General features: G+C 66.7%; 18 protein-coding genes and 1 pseudogene. 14 read left to right on the forward strand and 5 right to left on the reverse strand.

Going from position 1 to position 17,477, the window contains the following annotated elements; all coding sequences use genetic code 11:
- The first annotated feature begins 21 nt into the window (after positions 1–21).
- The 5 genes from ftsH to CCR84_RS12275 all read left to right on the forward strand — a co-directional run bounded on the left by ftsH (position 22) and on the right by CCR84_RS12275 (position 3,726).
- Positions 22–1,878 (forward strand): ATP-dependent zinc metalloprotease FtsH, encoded by a 1,857-nt coding sequence (gene ftsH / locus CCR84_RS12255; RefSeq protein ID WP_201212680.1) that lies wholly within the window; start codon positions 22–24, stop codon positions 1,876–1,878.
- 221 nt (positions 1,879–2,099) lie between these two features.
- Entirely contained in the window at positions 2,100–2,663 is a 564-nt protein-coding gene (locus CCR84_RS12260) for a lipid-binding SYLF domain-containing protein (RefSeq protein ID WP_201212682.1), read from the forward strand.
- Between the two features lie 69 nt (positions 2,664–2,732).
- Positions 2,733–2,948: a glycine zipper 2TM domain-containing protein gene (locus tag CCR84_RS12265; RefSeq protein ID WP_201212684.1), complete on the forward strand. Its 216-nt coding sequence runs from the start codon at positions 2,733–2,735 to the stop codon at positions 2,946–2,948.
- 243 nt (positions 2,949–3,191) lie between these two features.
- Positions 3,192–3,458, forward strand: a complete 267-nt coding sequence (locus tag CCR84_RS12270) for a BrnT family toxin (protein WP_338052612.1) — start codon at positions 3,192–3,194, stop codon at positions 3,456–3,458.
- Positions 3,418–3,726 carry a BrnA antitoxin family protein gene (locus tag CCR84_RS12275; RefSeq protein WP_201212685.1) on the forward strand — a complete coding sequence of 103 codons (309 nt, stop codon included), beginning with the start codon at positions 3,418–3,420 and terminating at the stop codon, positions 3,724–3,726. The genes CCR84_RS12270 and CCR84_RS12275 overlap by 41 nt, the downstream gene beginning before the upstream one ends.
- A 134-nt stretch (positions 3,727–3,860) precedes the next feature.
- Here CCR84_RS12275 and CCR84_RS16550 read toward each other — a convergent pair whose 3' ends face one another.
- The 4 genes and pseudogenes from CCR84_RS16550 to CCR84_RS12290 form a co-directional block, all read right to left on the reverse strand.
- Positions 3,861–4,343, reverse strand: a complete 483-nt coding sequence (locus CCR84_RS16550; protein WP_242508707.1) for a type IIL restriction-modification enzyme MmeI — start codon at positions 4,341–4,343, stop codon at positions 3,861–3,863.
- A 166-nt stretch (positions 4,344–4,509) separates the two neighbouring features.
- Positions 4,510–5,121: pseudogene (locus CCR84_RS16805) on the reverse strand (type IIL restriction-modification enzyme MmeI); the annotation flags it as partial.
- 109 nt (positions 5,122–5,230) lie between these two features.
- The gene (locus CCR84_RS12285; protein WP_338052610.1) at positions 5,231–5,617 is read right to left on the reverse strand and encodes a type II toxin-antitoxin system VapC family toxin; all 387 of its coding nucleotides are present in this window, start codon (positions 5,615–5,617) and stop codon (positions 5,231–5,233) included.
- Positions 5,614–5,859 (reverse strand): type II toxin-antitoxin system Phd/YefM family antitoxin, encoded by a 246-nt coding sequence (locus CCR84_RS12290; RefSeq protein WP_201212687.1) that lies wholly within the window; start codon positions 5,857–5,859, stop codon positions 5,614–5,616. The genes CCR84_RS12285 and CCR84_RS12290 overlap by 4 nt, the downstream gene beginning before the upstream one ends.
- Positions 5,860–6,127: 268 nt before the next feature.
- Between CCR84_RS12290 and CCR84_RS12295 the strand changes: the two genes are divergently transcribed.
- Genes CCR84_RS12295 through CCR84_RS12310 form a run of 4 tightly spaced genes read left to right on the forward strand, consistent with a single transcriptional unit; the run spans position 6,128 to position 10,199 of the window.
- The gene (locus CCR84_RS12295) at positions 6,128–6,877 is read left to right on the forward strand and encodes a DUF3348 family protein (protein ID WP_201212689.1); all 750 of its coding nucleotides are present in this window, start codon (positions 6,128–6,130) and stop codon (positions 6,875–6,877) included.
- Positions 6,878–6,887: 10 nt separating this feature from the next.
- Positions 6,888–8,813 (forward strand): DUF802 domain-containing protein, encoded by a 1,926-nt coding sequence (locus CCR84_RS12300; RefSeq protein WP_201212691.1) that lies wholly within the window; start codon positions 6,888–6,890, stop codon positions 8,811–8,813.
- 2 nt (positions 8,814–8,815) lie between these two features.
- Positions 8,816–9,460, forward strand: a complete 645-nt coding sequence (locus CCR84_RS12305) for an OmpA family protein (protein WP_201212693.1) — start codon at positions 8,816–8,818, stop codon at positions 9,458–9,460.
- The gene (locus CCR84_RS12310; protein WP_201212695.1) at positions 9,453–10,199 is read left to right on the forward strand and encodes a DUF2894 domain-containing protein; all 747 of its coding nucleotides are present in this window, start codon (positions 9,453–9,455) and stop codon (positions 10,197–10,199) included. Before CCR84_RS12305 ends, CCR84_RS12310 begins: the two co-directional genes overlap by 8 nt.
- A 13-nt stretch (positions 10,200–10,212) precedes the next feature.
- Here the strand turns inward: CCR84_RS12310 and CCR84_RS12315 are convergent, their stop codons facing one another.
- On the reverse strand, positions 10,213–10,509 hold the full coding sequence (locus CCR84_RS12315) for a hypothetical protein (protein ID WP_201212697.1): 297 nt from the start codon (positions 10,507–10,509) through the stop codon (positions 10,213–10,215).
- Positions 10,510–10,618: 109 nt separating this feature from the next.
- Between CCR84_RS12315 and CCR84_RS12320 the strand changes: the two genes are divergently transcribed.
- The 5 genes from CCR84_RS12320 (at position 10,619) to clpB (ending at position 17,428) form a co-directional block, all read left to right on the forward strand.
- Positions 10,619–11,413, forward strand: a complete 795-nt coding sequence (locus CCR84_RS12320) for a S1 family peptidase (protein ID WP_201212699.1) — start codon at positions 10,619–10,621, stop codon at positions 11,411–11,413.
- 32 nt (positions 11,414–11,445) lie between these two features.
- Positions 11,446–12,780: an MFS transporter gene (locus CCR84_RS12325; protein WP_201212701.1), complete on the forward strand. Its 1,335-nt coding sequence runs from the start codon at positions 11,446–11,448 to the stop codon at positions 12,778–12,780.
- A 107-nt stretch (positions 12,781–12,887) separates the two neighbouring features.
- Positions 12,888–14,360: an aminoacyl-histidine dipeptidase gene (locus tag CCR84_RS12330; RefSeq protein ID WP_201212703.1), complete on the forward strand. Its 1,473-nt coding sequence runs from the start codon at positions 12,888–12,890 to the stop codon at positions 14,358–14,360.
- Positions 14,357–14,584 carry a DUF3820 family protein gene (locus CCR84_RS12335; RefSeq protein ID WP_201212705.1) on the forward strand — a complete coding sequence of 76 codons (228 nt, stop codon included), beginning with the start codon at positions 14,357–14,359 and terminating at the stop codon, positions 14,582–14,584. Before CCR84_RS12330 ends, CCR84_RS12335 begins: the two co-directional genes overlap by 4 nt.
- Positions 14,585–14,845: 261 nt before the next feature.
- A complete protein-coding gene (gene clpB, locus CCR84_RS12340; protein ID WP_201212706.1) occupies positions 14,846–17,428 on the forward strand; it encodes an ATP-dependent chaperone ClpB in 2,583 nt (860 codons plus the stop codon).
- The last annotated feature ends 49 nt before the right edge of the window (positions 17,429–17,477 follow it).

Here is a 17,477-nt window from a genome sequence, read left to right on the forward strand (position 1 = left end):
CGAGCGGACACAGGTGACCCCATGGAACGGAAACAGCAGCTTGCCTTCCTGCTCTCGATGCTGGTGCTGTTCGTCATCCTGGTGGCGCAAAACTTCTCCATGAGGGGCGAACTGGATCGGCTGCCCTACGGCGAATTCAAGGCGCTGGTGAAGGCCGAAAAAGTGAAGAACGTCGTCCTTGGCGAACAGGTACTCTGGGGGACGCTGCTCGGCGAAGAGGTTGAGGGGCTGGTGTCAAAGCAGACGGCCGAGCGCCTCAGGCAGCTGGGGCCGGGAGAACATCCCTTCTCGACCATCCGGGTGAACGACCCGACGCTGGTGCAGGATCTGGAGGCAGCGAAGATCCCCTTCTCCGGCGTCGTCGAGAGCAAGTGGTTCGCGACGCTGCTCTCGTGGATCCTGCCGGCGCTCATCTTCGTCGCGATCTGGCAATTCGTCATGAGACGCATGGGCGGCGGCGCCGGGCTGATGGCGATCGGCAAGAGCCACGCCAGGATCTACATGGAGAAGGGAACCGGGGTCTGCTTCGACGACGTCGCCGGCATCGACGAGGCCAAGGAGGAACTCATGCAGGTGGTCGAGTTCCTCAAGGCTCCCGAACGCTACCGCAAGCTGGGTGGCAAGATTCCCAAGGGGGTGCTGATCGTCGGCGCGCCGGGTACCGGCAAGACGCTGCTGGCCAAAGCGGTTGCCGGGGAGGCCGGCGTTCCCTTCTTTTCGCTGAGCGGCTCCGAGTTCGTCGAGATGTTCGTCGGGGTCGGTGCCGCGCGCATCCGCGACCTGTTCGAGCAGGCCGCACAGAAAGCCCCCTGCATCATCTTCATCGACGAACTCGACGCGCTCGGCAAGGCGCGCGGGATGGGGGTCATGGGCGGCAACGACGAGCGTGAGCAGACGCTCAATCAGCTCCTCGTCCAGATGGACGGTTTCGACACCAGCAGCGGCGTCATCATCATGGCGGCGACCAACCGCCCGGAAATCCTCGATCCGGCGCTGCTGCGTCCCGGACGCTTCGACCGTCACGTCGCGATCGACCGTCCCGACTTGCCGGGGCGCCAGCAGATTCTCAGGGTGCACAGCAAGGCGGTCACGCTGGCGCCCGGTGTCGACCTCGCGCTGATCGCCGCGCGCACGCCGGGCTTCGCGGGCGCCGACCTCGCCAACCTGGTCAACGAGGCGGCGCTGCACGCCGCCCGGATAGGCAAGGACGCGGTCGACATGCAGGACTTCGACGAGGCCATCGACCGCGTGATCGGCGGTCTGGAGAAGAAGAACCGGCTGATCAATCCGATGGAAAAGCAGACGGTCGCCTATCACGAAGCCGGGCATGCGCTGGTCGCCGAGGCGCGCCCCAATGCCGACCGCGTCGGCAAGATATCGATCGTCCCGCGCGGCATCGCCGCCCTCGGTTACACGCAGCAGATCCCGACCGAGGATCGCTACCTGATGAAGAAGAGCGAGCTGCTCGACCGCATCGATGTCCTGCTCGGCGGTCGCGTCGCCGAAGAGATCGTCTTCGGCGACGTCTCCACCGGCGCACAGAACGACCTGCAACGGGCGACGGACATGGCCCGGCACATGATCACGCACTACGGGATGAGCGAGACGCTGGGGCTCGCCACCTTCGAAGAACCGCGCACTTCGCTGTTTCTCAACGTTCCCGTGCCGCAGCAACAGGCCACTTACAGCGAACGCACCGCACAGGCGATCGACGACGAAACCAGGAAGATCCTGGATGACGCCCACGCCCGCGTGGTGAAGACGCTGGAGGCGAGCCGCGGCACCCTGGAGGTTCTGGCCAAGCTCCTCCTGGAGAAGGAAGTCGTCGATCGGGCCAGCCTCGACGAGATCCTTGCCGACCAGTCACGCCAGAGCTAGCGACCGGGGGCTGCCATTGCAGCGCGACGACGAGTGCCGCTCGCTGCCAGTCGCTGTCCGCGCCGCCACGGCTGCATTGCGGAATTTCCGAATGGCATATATTCTACAGCGGGTGAGGCGGATCCATGCACATGGTGTCTGCCTCCATGGGCAAGGCGTGGGACGACCCGCTACCCGATGCCCCGGGGCAAGGACTGAAAAATCACCGAGAGGATGAAGACATGAACGCCATTCGACGCACTTTCCACAAACTGATGCTGGTGGCTGCGGCCTCGCTGTCCCTGGCCGCCTTCGCCAGCAATGCCGTCGCGGCAACAGCCGAAGAGCTGAACGAGGACGCGGCACAGGCGCTGCGCGTCCTCTACAAGGGCAATTCGTTGGCCGAAGACCTCGGCAAGCGCGCACGCGCGGTCCTGGTGTTTCCCAAGATCATCAAGGCCGGACTGATCCTCGGCGGCAGTTACGGCGAAGGCGTGCTCAAGAAGGACGGCAAGAGCGTCGCTTATTACAACTCTGTCTCCGCCTCATGGGGCTGGCAGGCCGGTGCCGAGTCCTACGGCTACGTCGTCTTCCTGATGTCCGACAAGGCAGTGCAATACCTCGACGAGTCGAAGGGATGGGAAATCGGTGTCGGGCCGAGCGTGGTCGTCGTCAATGAAGGCGTCGCCAAGAACCTGTCGACCTCGACACTGAAGGAAGATGCCTATGCCTTCATCTTCGACCAGCAGGGACTGATGGCCAGCCTCTCGATCGAAGGAACGAAGATCAGCCGCATCAATCGTTGACCCCGAGTCCTCCCCGGACCGTGGTCACGGGGAGTCTTGCGCAAACCCCCGTTTGAGAGAGGTGACCCCATGAAGACGACACAACGATTCAGCGCGAGCATCCTGGCCGCAGCCATGCTGCTTGGTCTGGGAGCGTGTTCCGGAATGACGAAGAAGCAACAGAATACTGCCATCGGTGCAGGCGTCGGTGCCGTCGGCGGTGCGATCCTGACCGGCGGCAGCACAGGCGGAACCGTCGGCGGTGCGATTGTCGGCGGCGTCATCGGTCACGAAACCAGCAAGTGAGGCGTGATCTGAGAGACGCCGGCGCTCAGTGTCGTCGGCGTCTCGTGACCAGGCCGCCGCGATGAGGCCTGGAGGGAATGGGAAGGATAGTTCGGGTTAGGCTGCGCCATCGCACCTGCCAAGCCAGTGCCCCAAAAAGCGCAGTCGTGATCCATCTTGCCATGGCTCGGCTCTGGTTGATTTGTAGTTACAAAAAATTATTGATCGCCTGATTTATTGTAACTACAGTGAGCCAGAATACGGATAGAGTTCGACCCTGACAAGCCCAGCAAGAACCTTGCCGAGCGGGGGCTTGATTTCGCCCGCGCTGGCGAGGTTTTCGCGGGGGTCACTGTGACGGCGGAAGATGCTCGCTTCGATTACGGCGAACCGCGATTTACCACTGTCGGCATTCTGGATGGCCGGATGGTCATCATGGTCTGGACACCGCGCGGCGAGGCTCGCCGCATCATCAGCATGAGTAAAGCCAATGAACGGGAAATCGCCAAATTCTCCCCAGCCATGGATTGACCCTGACGACGCGCCGGAACTGACGGACGCCTTCTTCGAGCAGGGGGAGTGGAAAATCGGCGAGCAGCCGGTGTCGGCTGCTGACGGCGCTGCTACGCTGCGAAAGGCCCTTTCCCGCGGTCGCCCGAAAGCCGAAACGACCAAGCAGGCACTGACCGTGCGTTACGACGCCGATGTAGTGGCAGCCTTCAAGGCTACCGGCAAAGGCTGGCAAACGCGCATGAACGCCGCCCTGCGCGATTGGCTCAAGACGCACTCCCCGGCATAGCCCCGGAATCCCGCCGGAAGAGGCCCGCCCCGAGCGGGCTTTTTTTCGATCCCACATCGCCACCATGCGCGTCATGGTGTCAGGGAAGCGCACCGCCGGACGCCTTACGTGTCGAGCGAGCTTTGCGTGCATGCTTAGCCTGCGAGCCGATAGGCGGCTTCTTCGCGGCGCACCATCCCGAGTTTTTCGAGCGCGTCGAGCACGTGCACCGCGCACAGGTCGCGGTGGAAGGCGCGGATTTCGGCGAGCGCTTCACGGAGCTTGCCCTGCTGCTCGTAGGTGAGCGCGGCGGCCTGCACTTCGCGCCACTCGCTGCGCAGCGGTTCGACGACGGTTGGCAGCACCAGGCGTTCGACGTAGGCGCGCGGCGTGTAGTGCGCGCCGAGCTTGTGCCGCTCGCGCGGGTCGAGCGCGCGTTCGAGCAGGGTGCCGAAGATCGCCGGTTCGACGTAGCGCCAGTCGGCCGCGGACGCGTCGATCAGCAGCGCGAGCTGGTCGCGGTCGAGCGCGTTGGGGCTGGCGTCGGCGAAGAGCCCGCCGTTGAAGCGCAGCACCCGGCCTTCGAGGATCGGCGAGAAGCCGCCGACGTTCATCGTGTACCAGAGGTTTTCGAGCATCGGCGCGAAGTTCTCGGGCTTGTTCCTGAGACGCTGCAGGAGTTCGGTGAAGGTGCGCGCGGGCAGGTGGCCGACGGCTTCGAGCGAAGGGGCCAGCGTCGCGAGGCTGGTCCGCGATGACGCGGGTGACGCGCGCCGACCGCCGTGATGGGTCGAGGCTCATCGGGTCGAGCCAGACCGCGCGCAGGCGCTCGCGGATGTCGGCGCGGCGCAGGTCTTCGAGGCGGAGGCGGTGGCTGCGCGCGTCCGGGAAGGGCGTGTAGGTCGCGCCGGAGCGGCTGAATTCTGCGTAGAGCTCGATGTTGCGGCCGACGTCGACGATCAGCAGGAAAGGCGGCCGGCCTTCGTCGGCAGGCAGCGCACGCGCGTACTGGTCGGCCTGGTTGTGCGCGCGCAGCATCGCCTTGTCCCAGCCGCTGCTGTCGAGCGCCTTGCCGGTCTGCTTCGTCTCGGCCACAAAACAGCCGCGCCGGTAGAGGTCGATGAAGCCGTTGCTGACGCTGCCATAGGGCGCGCACATGACGACGCGGCGCTCGAAGACGCAGGCGTTGTCGCGCGTGTCGTCGCCGGCGGGCTCGGGCTGTGGCAGGTCGAGCAGCGTGCAGAGTTCGGTGAGAAAGAGCTGGTAGTTGGCGCGCTCGCTACCGCCGGCTTTGCTCCAGCGCTGGATGAAGGATTCGATGGCGGCGTCGGCGGGTACTCGCTGCTCCGGGTTGCGAAAAGACGAAACCGTAACCCGAGGGCATGGGCGAGGGCGAGTTGCAAAGGTTGTTGCCAAGAACCCTGTAGCACCGGGACGGCGTCAGGAAAAGAGGCATTCTTCTCTGCACCGCGCAGGTTCGCGGCGGCAAAGCCAGTATCTGTGCCTCTTCCCCGATGCCGATCCTTCAAGCCAGCCGTATCGGCCCCGGATAGCGCGCGACCAGAGCATCCGCCGTCAGCAGGATGATGCCCTCAACCATAGCCTGGGCGATCAGAATACGGTCGAATGGGTCTTTGTGGATCAGCGGCAGGGAATCGATGGCAAGGGCGTGCTCGCTGCTGATCGGCAACTCGCTGTAAGCGTTGTCGCGCAAACCTCGCCGCAGGACGCGCGCGTCGACCTGAAAATCGCTCCTGCCGAGTCCGCGCTTGATGGCAATTTCCCAAAGGCTCGCGGCACTGTAGAACAGTTCGTTTTCCGGGGCTTCGATCAGCGTCCGCGTCGCCGCCGAGAGCCGTTCGGGAGTTCCGGCAGCCCAGAGCAAGAGATGGGTATCAAGCAGCAGTTTCACGCCTCATCCCCAAAGAGCCGCTCGATCTCCTCGCCACCCATCTGGTCGAAATCGTCCGGCACCAGAATCTGGCCGGCCATGAAGCCGACTCGCCTGATCTGCGCCGAAGCCGGAGCATCCAGACGGGATACCTTGACCAGCGGTTTGCCCGCCCTGGCAATGATGAATGGCTCTCCTGCAACAGCCTGTTCGATCAGACGCGAGAGATTGGTTTTTGCCTCATGGATGTTGACTGTCTGCATGGAAACTCCGGATCGGCTCTGACTTAGTCATTTTAGCTTAGTCCCATTTGGATCTGGCAGACAACAATTTTTCAAACGCGAATCAAGTGCCGCCGGTTCGTGGTGCTGGCGCGCATCCTCCGGGTCGCTGGTCTGACGCGCGCTTCGCCGAGGTGCGTGCGCTGCTCGATCAGATCATTCAGCTCGACGACGGTTCTTGCTGCGCTGACCTTTCAGTCGCTTTGTAGTAGCCTTGCCCCCCTTTCGCCGTTGGATTTCGATTTCCTTCATGACGAAAGCTTCGTCGCCCGCCAGTTTTCATAGTCCCCCGCTCATTCGCGTCCTCGCCGGTCTGGCGGTGACGAATGTCGCCGAAGCAAGACAATCCGGCGTCGAGAGGATGTGCCAGTGGCTGGACTTCACCGATGCCATCGCGCTCTTCTCAGTGCTCAACGGCGGCGCGGCGACTGCTTCGGCTTCTCCGGATAGCGCTCTGTCGCCGACGTTCGCCGCCTTGCACGAGGATCTGGCGCGCGTGCGTGCGGCACTGGCGGGTTCGATAAGCAAGGATGCCGTGCTCAGCCCGCTCAGCCCGGTGGCCTCGCTCCAGACGGCGATCGAATTGCCCGGTCAGGAGCGGAGCGCTGAGGGCGCGTCCGACTTCCTGGCTTATCAGAGCGCTTACTTCGCCCAGCAACGAAAGATGATCGCGGCGATTGCCCCCTTGCGCGCCAGGGTGCGCGCTGCGCTGGCCAGCGCCTCGCCGGCGCTGCGGCGACTGGCTGCCCTCGATGCGGTGCTGGAGCAGGCCCTGGCGGCTCGCCAGCAGCAGTTGCTGGCGAAGCCGCCGTTGTTCCTCGCCAAGCGCTTCGCGCAGTTGCAGCGCGAGCAGAAGGAAGAGTCGGCGGCGACGCCGGCAGCCTGGCTTGGCGAATTCAGCAAGGACATGCAGTCGGTGCTGCTGGCCGAACTCGATCTGCGCCTGCAGCCGGTCGAGGGGCTGCTTGCAGCCCTGGGCAAGGAGCTGACGAAGAGGTGAGTAAGTAGCGATGAACAGAACGATTTCCCTGAGCGCCTTTGCCCTGGGCTTGCTCGCGGTGGCCTGGGTCGGCAGCGGCTATATCGGTTCCAGTCCGCTGGCCCTCGGCATGACCGCGATCATCGGCGCGGTCTATGTCGCCGGCGCGCTCGAACTGCTGCGCTTCAGCCAGGCGACTTCCGCGCTGGCGCGGGCGCTGGCCGCGATCCCCGACGATCTGTCGAATCTTGCCGACTGGCTTGGCCAGCTGCCGCCCTCGCTGCAGAACTCAGTGCGCCTGCGCATCGACGGTGAGCGCGTCGGTCTGCCCGGGCCGGCGCTGACGCCTTACCTGGTCGGATTGCTGGTGCTGCTCGGGATGCTCGGTACCTTCCTCGGCATGGTGCTCACCCTCAACGGGGCGGTCATCGCGCTGGAAAGCAGCACGGACCTGCAGGCCATCCGCGCCTCGCTGGCGGCTCCGGTCAAGGGCCTGGGGGTGGCCTTCGGTACCTCGGTCGCCGGGGTGGCCGCTTCGGCGATGCTCGGGCTGATCTCGGCCCTGTGCCGGCGCGAAAGACAGCAGGCGGCGCAAGTGCTCGACATGCGCATCGCCAGGGACTTGCGCGGCTTTTCGCTGAGCCACCAGCGTGCCGAAGCCTACAGGGCGCTGCAGATGCAGGCGCAGGGTTTGCCCGAGGTGGTCAATCAATTGCAGGCGATGATGGCGCAGATGGAAGCGCAGGGCCGGCAGTTGAACGATCGCCTGCTCGCCAATCAGGAGAGCCATTACCTCGATGCGAAGGGCCTTTACTCGGATCTGGCGTCCGCGGTCGGCCGGTCGCTGCAGGAGAGCCTGAGCGAAAGCGCGCGCATCGCCGGCGCGACGATCCAGCCGGCGGTCGAGGCGGCGCTGGACGGGATCGCCCGGGAGACGAATTCGCTGCAGGAGAAGCTGGCCGACACGGTGAGGACACAGCTCGACGGGCTCGCCGAGCGTTTCGGGACCACCGTCGGCGCGGTGTCGGAGACCTGGACACGGGCGCTCGAGCAGCAGGAACGCAGCAACCAAAACCTGAACCGGCGCCTGCAGGACGCGCTGGCAGCCTTCACCGATACGTTCGCGCAGCGCAGCGAATCGCTCCTGGCGACGCTCAGGGATGCGCATGCCGGATGGCAGTCGGAGTCGGCGGCGCAGGATCGACAGCGCTTGCAGGCGATGAGCGAAGCGCTGGCAGCGACGGCGGCGATGCTGCAGCGACAGTGGCAGGAGGTGGAGGCGCAGACGCGTGAGCAGCACGAGCATCTGCTGCAGACGCTGGCGCAAACCGCGCGCGACATCGGTGCCGAAGCGCAGGCGCGGAGCAGCCGGACCATCGACGAAGTCGCCCGGCTGCTGCAGACCGTCGCCGAAGCACCGCGCGCCGCGGCCGCAGTCATCGGCGAACTGCGGCAGGAACTCGGCGCCAGCATCGTCCGCGACCAGGAGCAGCTGGCCGAGCGTGCGCGCATCATGGCGACGCTCTCCGGCCTGCTCGATGCGATCAATCGCGGTACCGGCGAACAGCAGGCGGCGATCGAGGCGCTGGTGGCGAGTTCCAGCGAGCTGCTCGACCGCGTCGGCGCGCGCCATGCCGAGACGCTGGCGGCCGAATCGGCGCGCCTGTCCGGCGTCGCCGCGCAGCTCGGTGGCAGCGCCGTCGAGGTGGCGAGCCTGAGCGAGGCCTTCGCGCTCTCCGTGCAGCTGTTCAGCGAGGCGAACGAGCGCTTGACGACGACGCTGCAGCGCATCGAAGGCACGCTCGACAAGTCGATGGCGAGAAGCGACGATCAGCTCGCGTATTACGTCGCGCAGGCGCGCGAGATCATCGACCTCTGCATCATGTCGCAGCAGCGGATCGTCGACGACCGGCAGCGCCTGTCGGCGCCAACGGCGTCGACGGCCGGCGAGGTCTGAGCATGGAGCGCGACGATTCCAGCATCGAACACAACGCGCCGGTATGGGCCGTCTTCGGCGACCTGATGTCGGGGCTGCTCGGCGCCTTCGTCCTCATCCTGGTCGGCGTGCTCGGCGTTCAGCTGCAGCTGGCGACCACGCTGGAAGCCGAGGTGCACAAGCGCGAGATCGAGGAGCAGAAGCGTCTCTCGCTCGAAAAGGCACTGGCCGGCCCGCTGGCGGCGGGCAGGGTGACGCTCGCCGACGGGCGCATCGGCATCAGCGGCAGCGTGCTGTTCGCGATGAGTTCGGACGAGTTGCAGCCCGAGGGCCGGCAGCTGCTCAAGGGCCTGGCCGGACCGCTGCGCGCCTATCTCGCCAGCCGCGACGAAATGCTGATGGTCAGCGGCTTCACGGACGATCGGACGACGCGCGAAGGCAATCGCAAGTTCGCCGACAACTGGGAATTGTCGGCGCGTCGGGCCTTGACGGTGACGCGTGCGCTGATCGACGCAGGCGTCCCCTCAGCCTCGATCTTCGCCGCGGCCTTCGGTGCCGAGCAGCCGTTGGCTTCCAATGCCTCGGCCGAGGGAAGGTCGCGCAACCGGCGCGTGGAGATCGCGCCGGTGCCGAGGTCCGCGCGGGAGAAGGCCGGTTCCGATGCGTGAAGCGGGCGTGGCGGCGGCGACCGAACTGCCGGCGGGCGCGAGCGGCGATCCGCGGGCGGCGCTGGCAGCCTGGCGCGCGCAGCACGCGCCAGGCTTCGATCCGGTCGGCTTTCGCTTCATCGAGGCGCTGGCCGACCGCGCCGCGGCTGCGCAGGGCGAGCTCCGGCGCATCCTCGAGGCGAAGCTGGCCGACGCGCTATGCGCGTACGGCGAGCGCTTCGCGAGGGCGCGGGACGAGGCGAGGCAGATACTGGCGCGGACGATGGAGCGCTTTCCCGCTGCCTGCGACGAACTGGAGGGGGCGTTTTCGCGCGGAGAGTTCGCCGGCTTGCGTCGGATCGCCGTGCGCCTGGAAAGCGGGCAGCGCGCTCCTGCCTTGGCAGAGTTGCTCGCCCATGCGCGATCCAGTGCAGAGGCAGCCGGCGCCCCGGGCGCGGGTCCTGCGGGCAAGGCCGTCGCTCAGGGGGAGCTGAAGTCGCTCGCGTATTTCCGGGAAACCTGGTCGACGCTGCATGTCGAGCGCCAGCTCGCACGGGCGCTGGCCGAGGCCCCGGACAATGCCGGTCCGCTCAATTCACAGCGGCTCATGCTGCAGGCGCTGCAGCTGATGCGCGAGACCTCCCCGGAATACCTTGCGCGCTTCATGGCCCATGCCGAAGCCCTGTTGTGGCTGGAGCAGGCTGACCTCGGCAGCCGCCCGGCGCGCGCGGATTCACGCCTGCGCGGGAATCCGCGCTGACGGCTGGCCCCGGCTAGGCATCCGCATCGACGACGACTGACGGCGCCGGCTGGCGCTGGACCAGTTCGCGCAGGAAGAAGGCCTGCGTGAACAGCGGCCAGGGTTCGGCCAGCGGGTCGGCGATCTCGACGATGCCTTGGTGACCATCCTCGGCGGTTTCACCGTCGGCGACAGGGTCGCCGAAGAAGGTCGGCAGGTTGCCGAGGGCGCTCTCGTAGGCAGAGTAATCGTCGTCGGCCTCGATGATGATGAAGGGGTAGGGGCACTCCCACTCCTCGCTGTCGTGCATCGGTACTCTGAAAAACGCCATGGGCTTGCTCCTGCAGGTTTCCGGAAACGCATAGTTTAAGGCTTGAATGCTCCATGCCGTCGTCGCTTGTGGTACAAGCGTCCGTTGCGCTTGCGTGAGGAGGACCATCATGAAACTGGCCGAACGGATGAAGAGGGTGCTGCTGAGCTGCGCGCTCGCATCGCTGGCCCTGCCGGCGGCGAGGGCAGAGGCGCCGCTGCCGGTCAGTTTCGGCTCCGGTTTCGTGGTCAGCGAGGATGGGTACGTGGTGACCGCCTTTCACGTCATCCGCGACCAGCCCCAGATCCTGGTCGGGCCGCTGGAAAGGAATCTCTGGCGCGTGGCCCAGGTCGTGAAAGTCGACGAGAAGAAGGATCTGGCACTGCTCAAGCTGCGGCTGGCACGACCGGCCTTGCCCGTTGCCGAGTGGAAGGACGTGCCGATCGGCCTGGAGGCGCTGGTGATCGGTTACCCGCAACCGCGCATCCAGGGAATGTCGAAGAAGATCACCGACGGCATCGTGAACGGCGACCGGACCGAGAGCGGCGACGAGGGCTTCTTTCAGTTCAGCGCCGAAGTACAGAAGGGCAATTCCGGGGGGCCGGTGCTCGCTCCGGATGGATCGGTCATCGGCGTCGTGCGCGCCAAGCTCAACGCGCTGGCCGTCGCCGAGAAGACCCGGGACCTGCCGCAGAACGTGAACTACGCGCTCAAGTCGGCGAGCCTGAAGCAGTTCCTCGAAGCGGCAGGCGTTCCCTTCGTCAGCCGCTCGCCCGACCTCGGCGCATGCTACCGGCCCTTCGAGACATTCCAGCAGGCGCAGGCGTCGATCGTCGCGGTGGTCGGGCGCAAGTCCCCGGAAGTCAAGGCGCAGATCAGTCACGACCAGCAGGGCGACAGCTTCAGAAACGTGTCGATCGAGTAAGCTGCCGCAGCGCCTGCCATCGCCCCAGCACCATGCCGAAGAACACAGCTTCCCTCCCGCCGTCTGCCGGAGAACCGAACAGCGCCGGCGCGTTGCGCCCCGGCGTGCGCCCGCGCGAGGTCTGGGCCTGGGCGATGTACGACTTTGCCAACTCGGGCTACACGACGGTCGTCATCACCGCGATCTTCAGCGCCTACTTCGTCGGCGTCGTCGCCGGCAAGAGCGCCTGGGCGACCTTCGCCTGGACCGCGGCCTTGTCCTTGTCCTACCTCTTCAACCTGCTCTCGGCGCCGCTGCTCGGTGCCTGGGCCGACGCGCATCGCGGCAAGAAGAAGCTGCTGGCGCTGTCCACCGCCGGCTGCGTGCTCGGCACCGCCGGCCTCGCGCTGTCCGGACCCGGCGATGTCGCGCTGGCGATCGTCTTCATCGTGATCTCCAACTTCTGCTTTGCCACCGGCGAGAACCTGATCGCAGCCTTCCTGCCCGAACTCGCCGACGAGGACAACCTGGGCAAGGTCTCGGGCTGGGGCTGGAGCCTCGGCTACGTCGGCGGCCTCGTCAGCCTCGGCGCCTGCCTCGCCTGGGTCACCTGGGCAGAGGCGCGCGGCGACACGGCGGCGCAATTCGTCCCGGTGTGCATGCTGATCACCGCGCTGCTGTTCGCGCTGTCGTCGGCACCGACCTTCCTCTTCCTGCGCGAGCGTTCGACGCTGAAGCCGCTGGCCGAAGGCAGGGCCTGGCGCCGCCTGCGCGCCACCCTGCAGCATGCGCGGCAGTATCGGGACATGCGCCGCTTCATGCTCTGCATCGTCTTCTACCAGGCAGGCATCCAGGCGGTGATCGCGCTGGCCGCCATCTACGCCGAGCAGGCGATGGGCTTCTCGACGACCGAGTCGATCATGCTGATCTTCCTGGTGAACATCACCGCCGCGCTCGGTGCCTTCGGCTTCGGTTACTGGCAGGACCGCCTGGGTTACGTGCGTGCGATCGCGCTCACGCTCGCCGGCTGGATCGCGATGATCGTGCTCGCCTGGGCGGCGACCACGCCGCCGCTGTTCTGGGTCGCCGCCAACATCGCCGGCCTCTGCCTCGGTGCCAGCCAGTCCGCCGGCCGGGCGCTGGTCGGCTACCTGGCGCCCGCGGAGCGCCACGCCGAGTTCTTCGGACTGTGGGGGCTGGCGGTGAAGTTCTCGTCGATCCTGGGCCCGCTGACCTACGGTGTGGTCACCTGGGCGACCGACGGCAACCATCGGCTGGCGATCCTCGCCACCGGGACCTACTTCGTCGTCGGCCTCTTGGTCCTCTCGGGGGTCGATGCAGCGAGAGGTCGGCGCGCGGCGCTGGCGAACGGGGCCGCCAGCGACTGAGTCCGGACTGCCGGCGGCTTCGCGGGCATGAATCGGCGACAATATCGCCTTCCGGGCAGCAGCCCCATCAACTCACGCCGCGCTCAGGCCGTTCAGGACCGAACATCATGACATCGACTGCATTTTCTTCCCTCGAACCCGCGTCCGTCTGGGCGCACTTCGCGATGCTGTGCGCGATCCCTCGTCCATCGAAGGGCGAAGAGCATTTGCGTGACTATCTGCGGTACTGGGCGCGCGACCGCGGTCTCGCGGCGAAGGTCGACCGCGCCGGCAATCTGCTGATCCGCAAGCCGGCGAGCGCCGGGCTGGAAGACGCGCCGGGTGTCGCGCTGCAGGCGCACCTCGACATGGTCTGCCAGAAGAACGCGGGCACCGACCACGATTTTGCGCTTGATCCGATCCGGCCGCTCCTGCGTGACGGCTGGATCGTCGCCGAAGAGACGACGCTCGGCGCCGACAACGGCATCGGTGTCGCGCTGATCCTCGCGGCGCTCGAGGACGAGTCGCTCGTGCACGGGCCGCTCGAAGCACTGCTCACGGTCGACGAGGAGGCCGGCATGGGCGGCGCCCACGGGCTCGCAGCCGGCGAACTCGCGAGCCGGCTGCTGCTCAACCTCGATACCGAGGAGTGGGGCGAGCTCTACCTCGGCTGCGCGGGCGGACTCGACGTCAATGTCGAACGCGCCGGCCAGCCCGAGCCCCTGCCGCCCGGGCACACGTGCTGGCGAATCGAGCTCGGCGGCCTGCGCGGCGGGCATTCGGGCATCGACATCCACGAGCAGCGCGGCAATGCGATCAAGCTCCTGGTGCGCGTCCTGCGTGACCTGGAGCAGCGCCTGCCGCTGCGCCTCGCCGAACTGCACGGTGGCTCGGCGCGCAACGCACTGCCGCGCGAGTCCTTCGCGATCGTCGCGCTGCCGGCGGCAAGTGCCGACGCGCTCAAGGCCTGCATCGGCTCCTGGCAGGCTCAGCTCTCCGAGGAACTGGAGGGCGTCGATGCGGGTGTCCGCCTCGGCCTCGCGCCCGCTGCCACCGCTTCCGTGCTGGGTACTGCCGATCAGGCGCTCTGGCTCGCTTCGCTGCACGCGGCCCCGCACGGCGTCCGGCGCTGGAGCCGTGCCTTTCCCGGCGTCGTCGAGACCTCGAACAACCTCGGCGTGGTCGCGCTGTCGCCGGCAGGCGGCCGCTGCAACTTCATGGTCCGCTCGCTCGTAGACAGCGGCAGCGCGGCGCTCGCCGACGAGATCGTCAGCCTGTTCGCGCTGTCGGGAACGACGGCCGAAAAGTCGGGCCAGTATCCGGGATGGGCGCCGAACCCCGGTTCACGCCTGCTCGCGCTGTGCCAGTCGGTCTACCGGCGCGAGTTCGGCGGCGAGGCCAAGGTGCAGGTGATCCACGCCGGCCTCGAATGCGGGATCATCGGCGCCAAGCATCCGCGAATCGACATCGTCTCTTTCGGGCCGAGCATCCGCGGCGCGCACGCGCCGGGCGAGCGCGTCGAGGTCGAGTCGGTGGGAAAGGCCTGGCGGCTGCTGACCGCGATCCTCGCCGAAGTCGCCGCTGGAGCCGAAAGTCGATGAACGGCGAGGCGACGAACGGCAAGGAACTGGCTGCTCTGCTGACGACGAAGATGCCTTTCGGCAAGTACGAGGGGCGCGCCATTGCCGACCTGCCGGGCAATTACCTCAACTGGTTCGCGCGCGAGGGTTTCCCGCCGGGCCGGCTCGGGGAACTGCTGGCGCTGATGCACGAGCTCGACCACAACGGGCTGTCGTCGCTGCTGGAACCGCTGCGGCGGCGCTGAATTCAGCCGGCTGTATCGGGCCTGGACGCAGCCGAAGTGTGGCGATCGAGAAGAACGAACTGGATCGCCACGGCGCTGTGCGCCTCGCAATGATGCGGGTTGCGCATGACGTTCCGCCTTCACGGCCGCGATCATGCCGACCATCCCGGCTATTGGACGGGGCGACCGGACTCGCCGTGACGCGGCCCGCTCGCTGCCCTTGAATTCGGCGCGCAGCGCCCCATCTGCAAGGCATTCGAACACTCCCGCGGAGAATGCACCATGCGTCTCGACAAACTGACCACCAAGTTCCAGCAGGCGCTGGCCGACGCGCAGAGTCTCGCGCTCGGCAACGACCAGCAGATGATCGATCCCCTGCACCTCCTGGCAGCGCTCCTGCGCCAGGAAGACGGCGGCGTCGTTTCGCTCCTGGCGCGCGCCGGCGTGAACACGCAGGCGCTGCAGAATGCCGTCGGCCAGGCGATCGAGCGCCTGCCGAAGGTCGAGGGCCACGGCGGCGAGGTGCAGGTCGGTCGCGACCTCAACAACCTCCTCAACCTCACCGACCGCGAGGCGCAGAAGCGCGGCGACGAGTTCATCGCCAGCGAACTGTTCCTGCTCGCGCTCTGCGAGGACAAGGGCGAGGCCGGGCGGCTGGCGCGCCAGCACGGCCTGGCGCGCGCGCCGCTGGAGCAGGCGATCGCTGCGGTGCGCGGCGGGCAGAAGGTGGATAGCCAGGAAGCCGAAGGCAGCCGCGAGTCGCTGAAGAAGTACTGCCTCGACCTGACCGAGCGCGCGCGCGCCGGAAAACTCGACCCGGTGATCGGCCGCGACGACGAGATCCGCCGCGCGATCCAGATCCTGCAGCGGCGCACCAAGAACAACCCGGTGCTGATCGGCGAGCCCGGCGTCGGCAAGACGGCGATCGTCGAGGGGCTGGCGCAGCGCATCGTCAATGGCGAGGTTCCCGAGACGCTGAAGGGCAAGCGCGTGCTCTCGCTCGACATGGCGGCGCTCCTGGCCGGTGCCAAGTACCGCGGCGAGTTCGAGGAGCGGCTGAAGTCGGTGCTGAAGGAGATCGCCCAGGACGAGGGCCGGATCATCGTCTTCATCGACGAACTGCACACGATGGTCGGCGCCGGCAAGGCCGAGGGCGCGATCGACGCGGGCAACATGCTGAAGCCGGCGCTGGCGCGCGGCGAACTGCACTGCATCGGCGCGACCACGCTCGACGAGTACCGCAAGTACATCGAGAAGGACGCTGCGCTCGAACGCCGCTTCCAGAAGGTGATGGTCGACGAGCCTTCGGTCGAGTCGACGATCGCGATCCTGCGCGGCCTGCAGGAGAAGTACGAGCTGCACCATGGCGTGCAGATCACCGACCCGGCGATCGTCGCCGCCGCCGAGCTGAGCCACCGCTACGTCACCGACCGTTTCCTGCCGGACAAGGCGATCGACCTGATCGACGAGGCGGCCGCGCGCATCCGCATGGAAATCGACTCGAAGCCCGAGGTGATGGACAAGCTCGACCGCCGGCTGATCCAGCTGAAGATCGAGCGCGAGGCGGTGAAGAAGGAGAAGGACGAGGGCAGCCGCAAGCGCCTGGCGCTGATCGAGGAGGAGATCGCGCGCCTGGCCAAGGAGTACTCGGACCTCGAGGAGATCTGGAAGGCCGAGAAGGCGCAGGTGCAGGGCAGCGCGCAGCTGAAGGAGGAGATCGACCGCATCCGCGCCGAGATCGTCCGCCTGCAGCGCGAGGGCAAGCTGGACCGCGTCGCCGAACTGCAGTACGGCAAGCTGCCGCAGCTCGATGCGCAACTGAAGGCGGCCGAGAGCCGCGGCAACGGTAGCGAAACGAAGAACCGGCTCCTGCGCAACCAGGTCGGCGCCGAGGAGATCGCCGAGGTCGTCTCGCGCGCGACCGGAATCCCCGTGTCGAAGATGATGCAGGGCGAGCGCGAGAAGCTGCTGTCGATGGAGGAACGCCTGCACCAGCGCGTCGTCGGCCAGGACGAGGCCGTGCGCCTGGTGTCCGACGCCATCCGCCGTTCGCGCGCGGGTCTCGGCGACCCGAACCGCCCCTACGGTTCCTTCCTCTTCCTCGGTCCGACCGGGGTCGGCAAGACCGAGCTGTGCAAGGCGCTCGCCGAATTCCTGTTCGATTCGGAAGAGCACATGATCCGCATCGACATGAGCGAGTTCATGGAGAAGCACTCGGTGGCAAGGCTGATCGGCGCGCCTCCCGGCTACGTCGGCTACGAGGAGGGCGGCTACCTGACCGAGGCCGTGCGCCGCAAGCCTTACAGCGTGATCCTGCTCGACGAGGTCGAGAAGGCGCATCCTGACGTCTTCAACGTTCTCCTGCAGGTGCTCGAGGACGGGCGCATGACCGACGGTCAGGGGCGCACCGTGGACTTCAAGAACACGGTGATCGTGATGACCTCCAACCTCGGCAGCCAGATGATCCAGCAGATGAGCGGCTCCGACTACGGCGTCGTCAAGCTCGCGGTGATGAGCGAGGTGAAGACCTACTTCCGTCCCGAGTTCATCAACCGCATCGACGAGGTGGTCGTCTTCCACGCGCTCGACGAGTCGCACATCAGGTCGATCGCGCGCGTGCAGCTGGGCCTGCTCGAAAAACGGCTGGCGCAGCTCGACATGAAGATCGAGGTCGACGACGACGCGCTGGCCGAGATCGCCAGCGCCGGCTTCGACCCGGTCTTCGGTGCGCGGCCGCTCAAGCGCGCGATCCAGGCGCAGATCGAGAACCCGCTGGCGAAGGCGATCCTGGAGGGGCGTTTCGTCGCCAAGGACTGCATCGGCGTCAGTTGCGTGGCCGGTTCGCTCCGCTTCGAGAAGCGCTGAAGCGCCCGCGGGCTCCATGGGGGACGGCTGCCGTCCCCCGGCGGGGCTT

It is taken from the genome of Rhodocyclus purpureus (assembly GCF_016653115.1).
Classification (GTDB): domain Bacteria; phylum Pseudomonadota; class Gammaproteobacteria; order Burkholderiales; family Rhodocyclaceae; genus Rhodocyclus; species Rhodocyclus purpureus.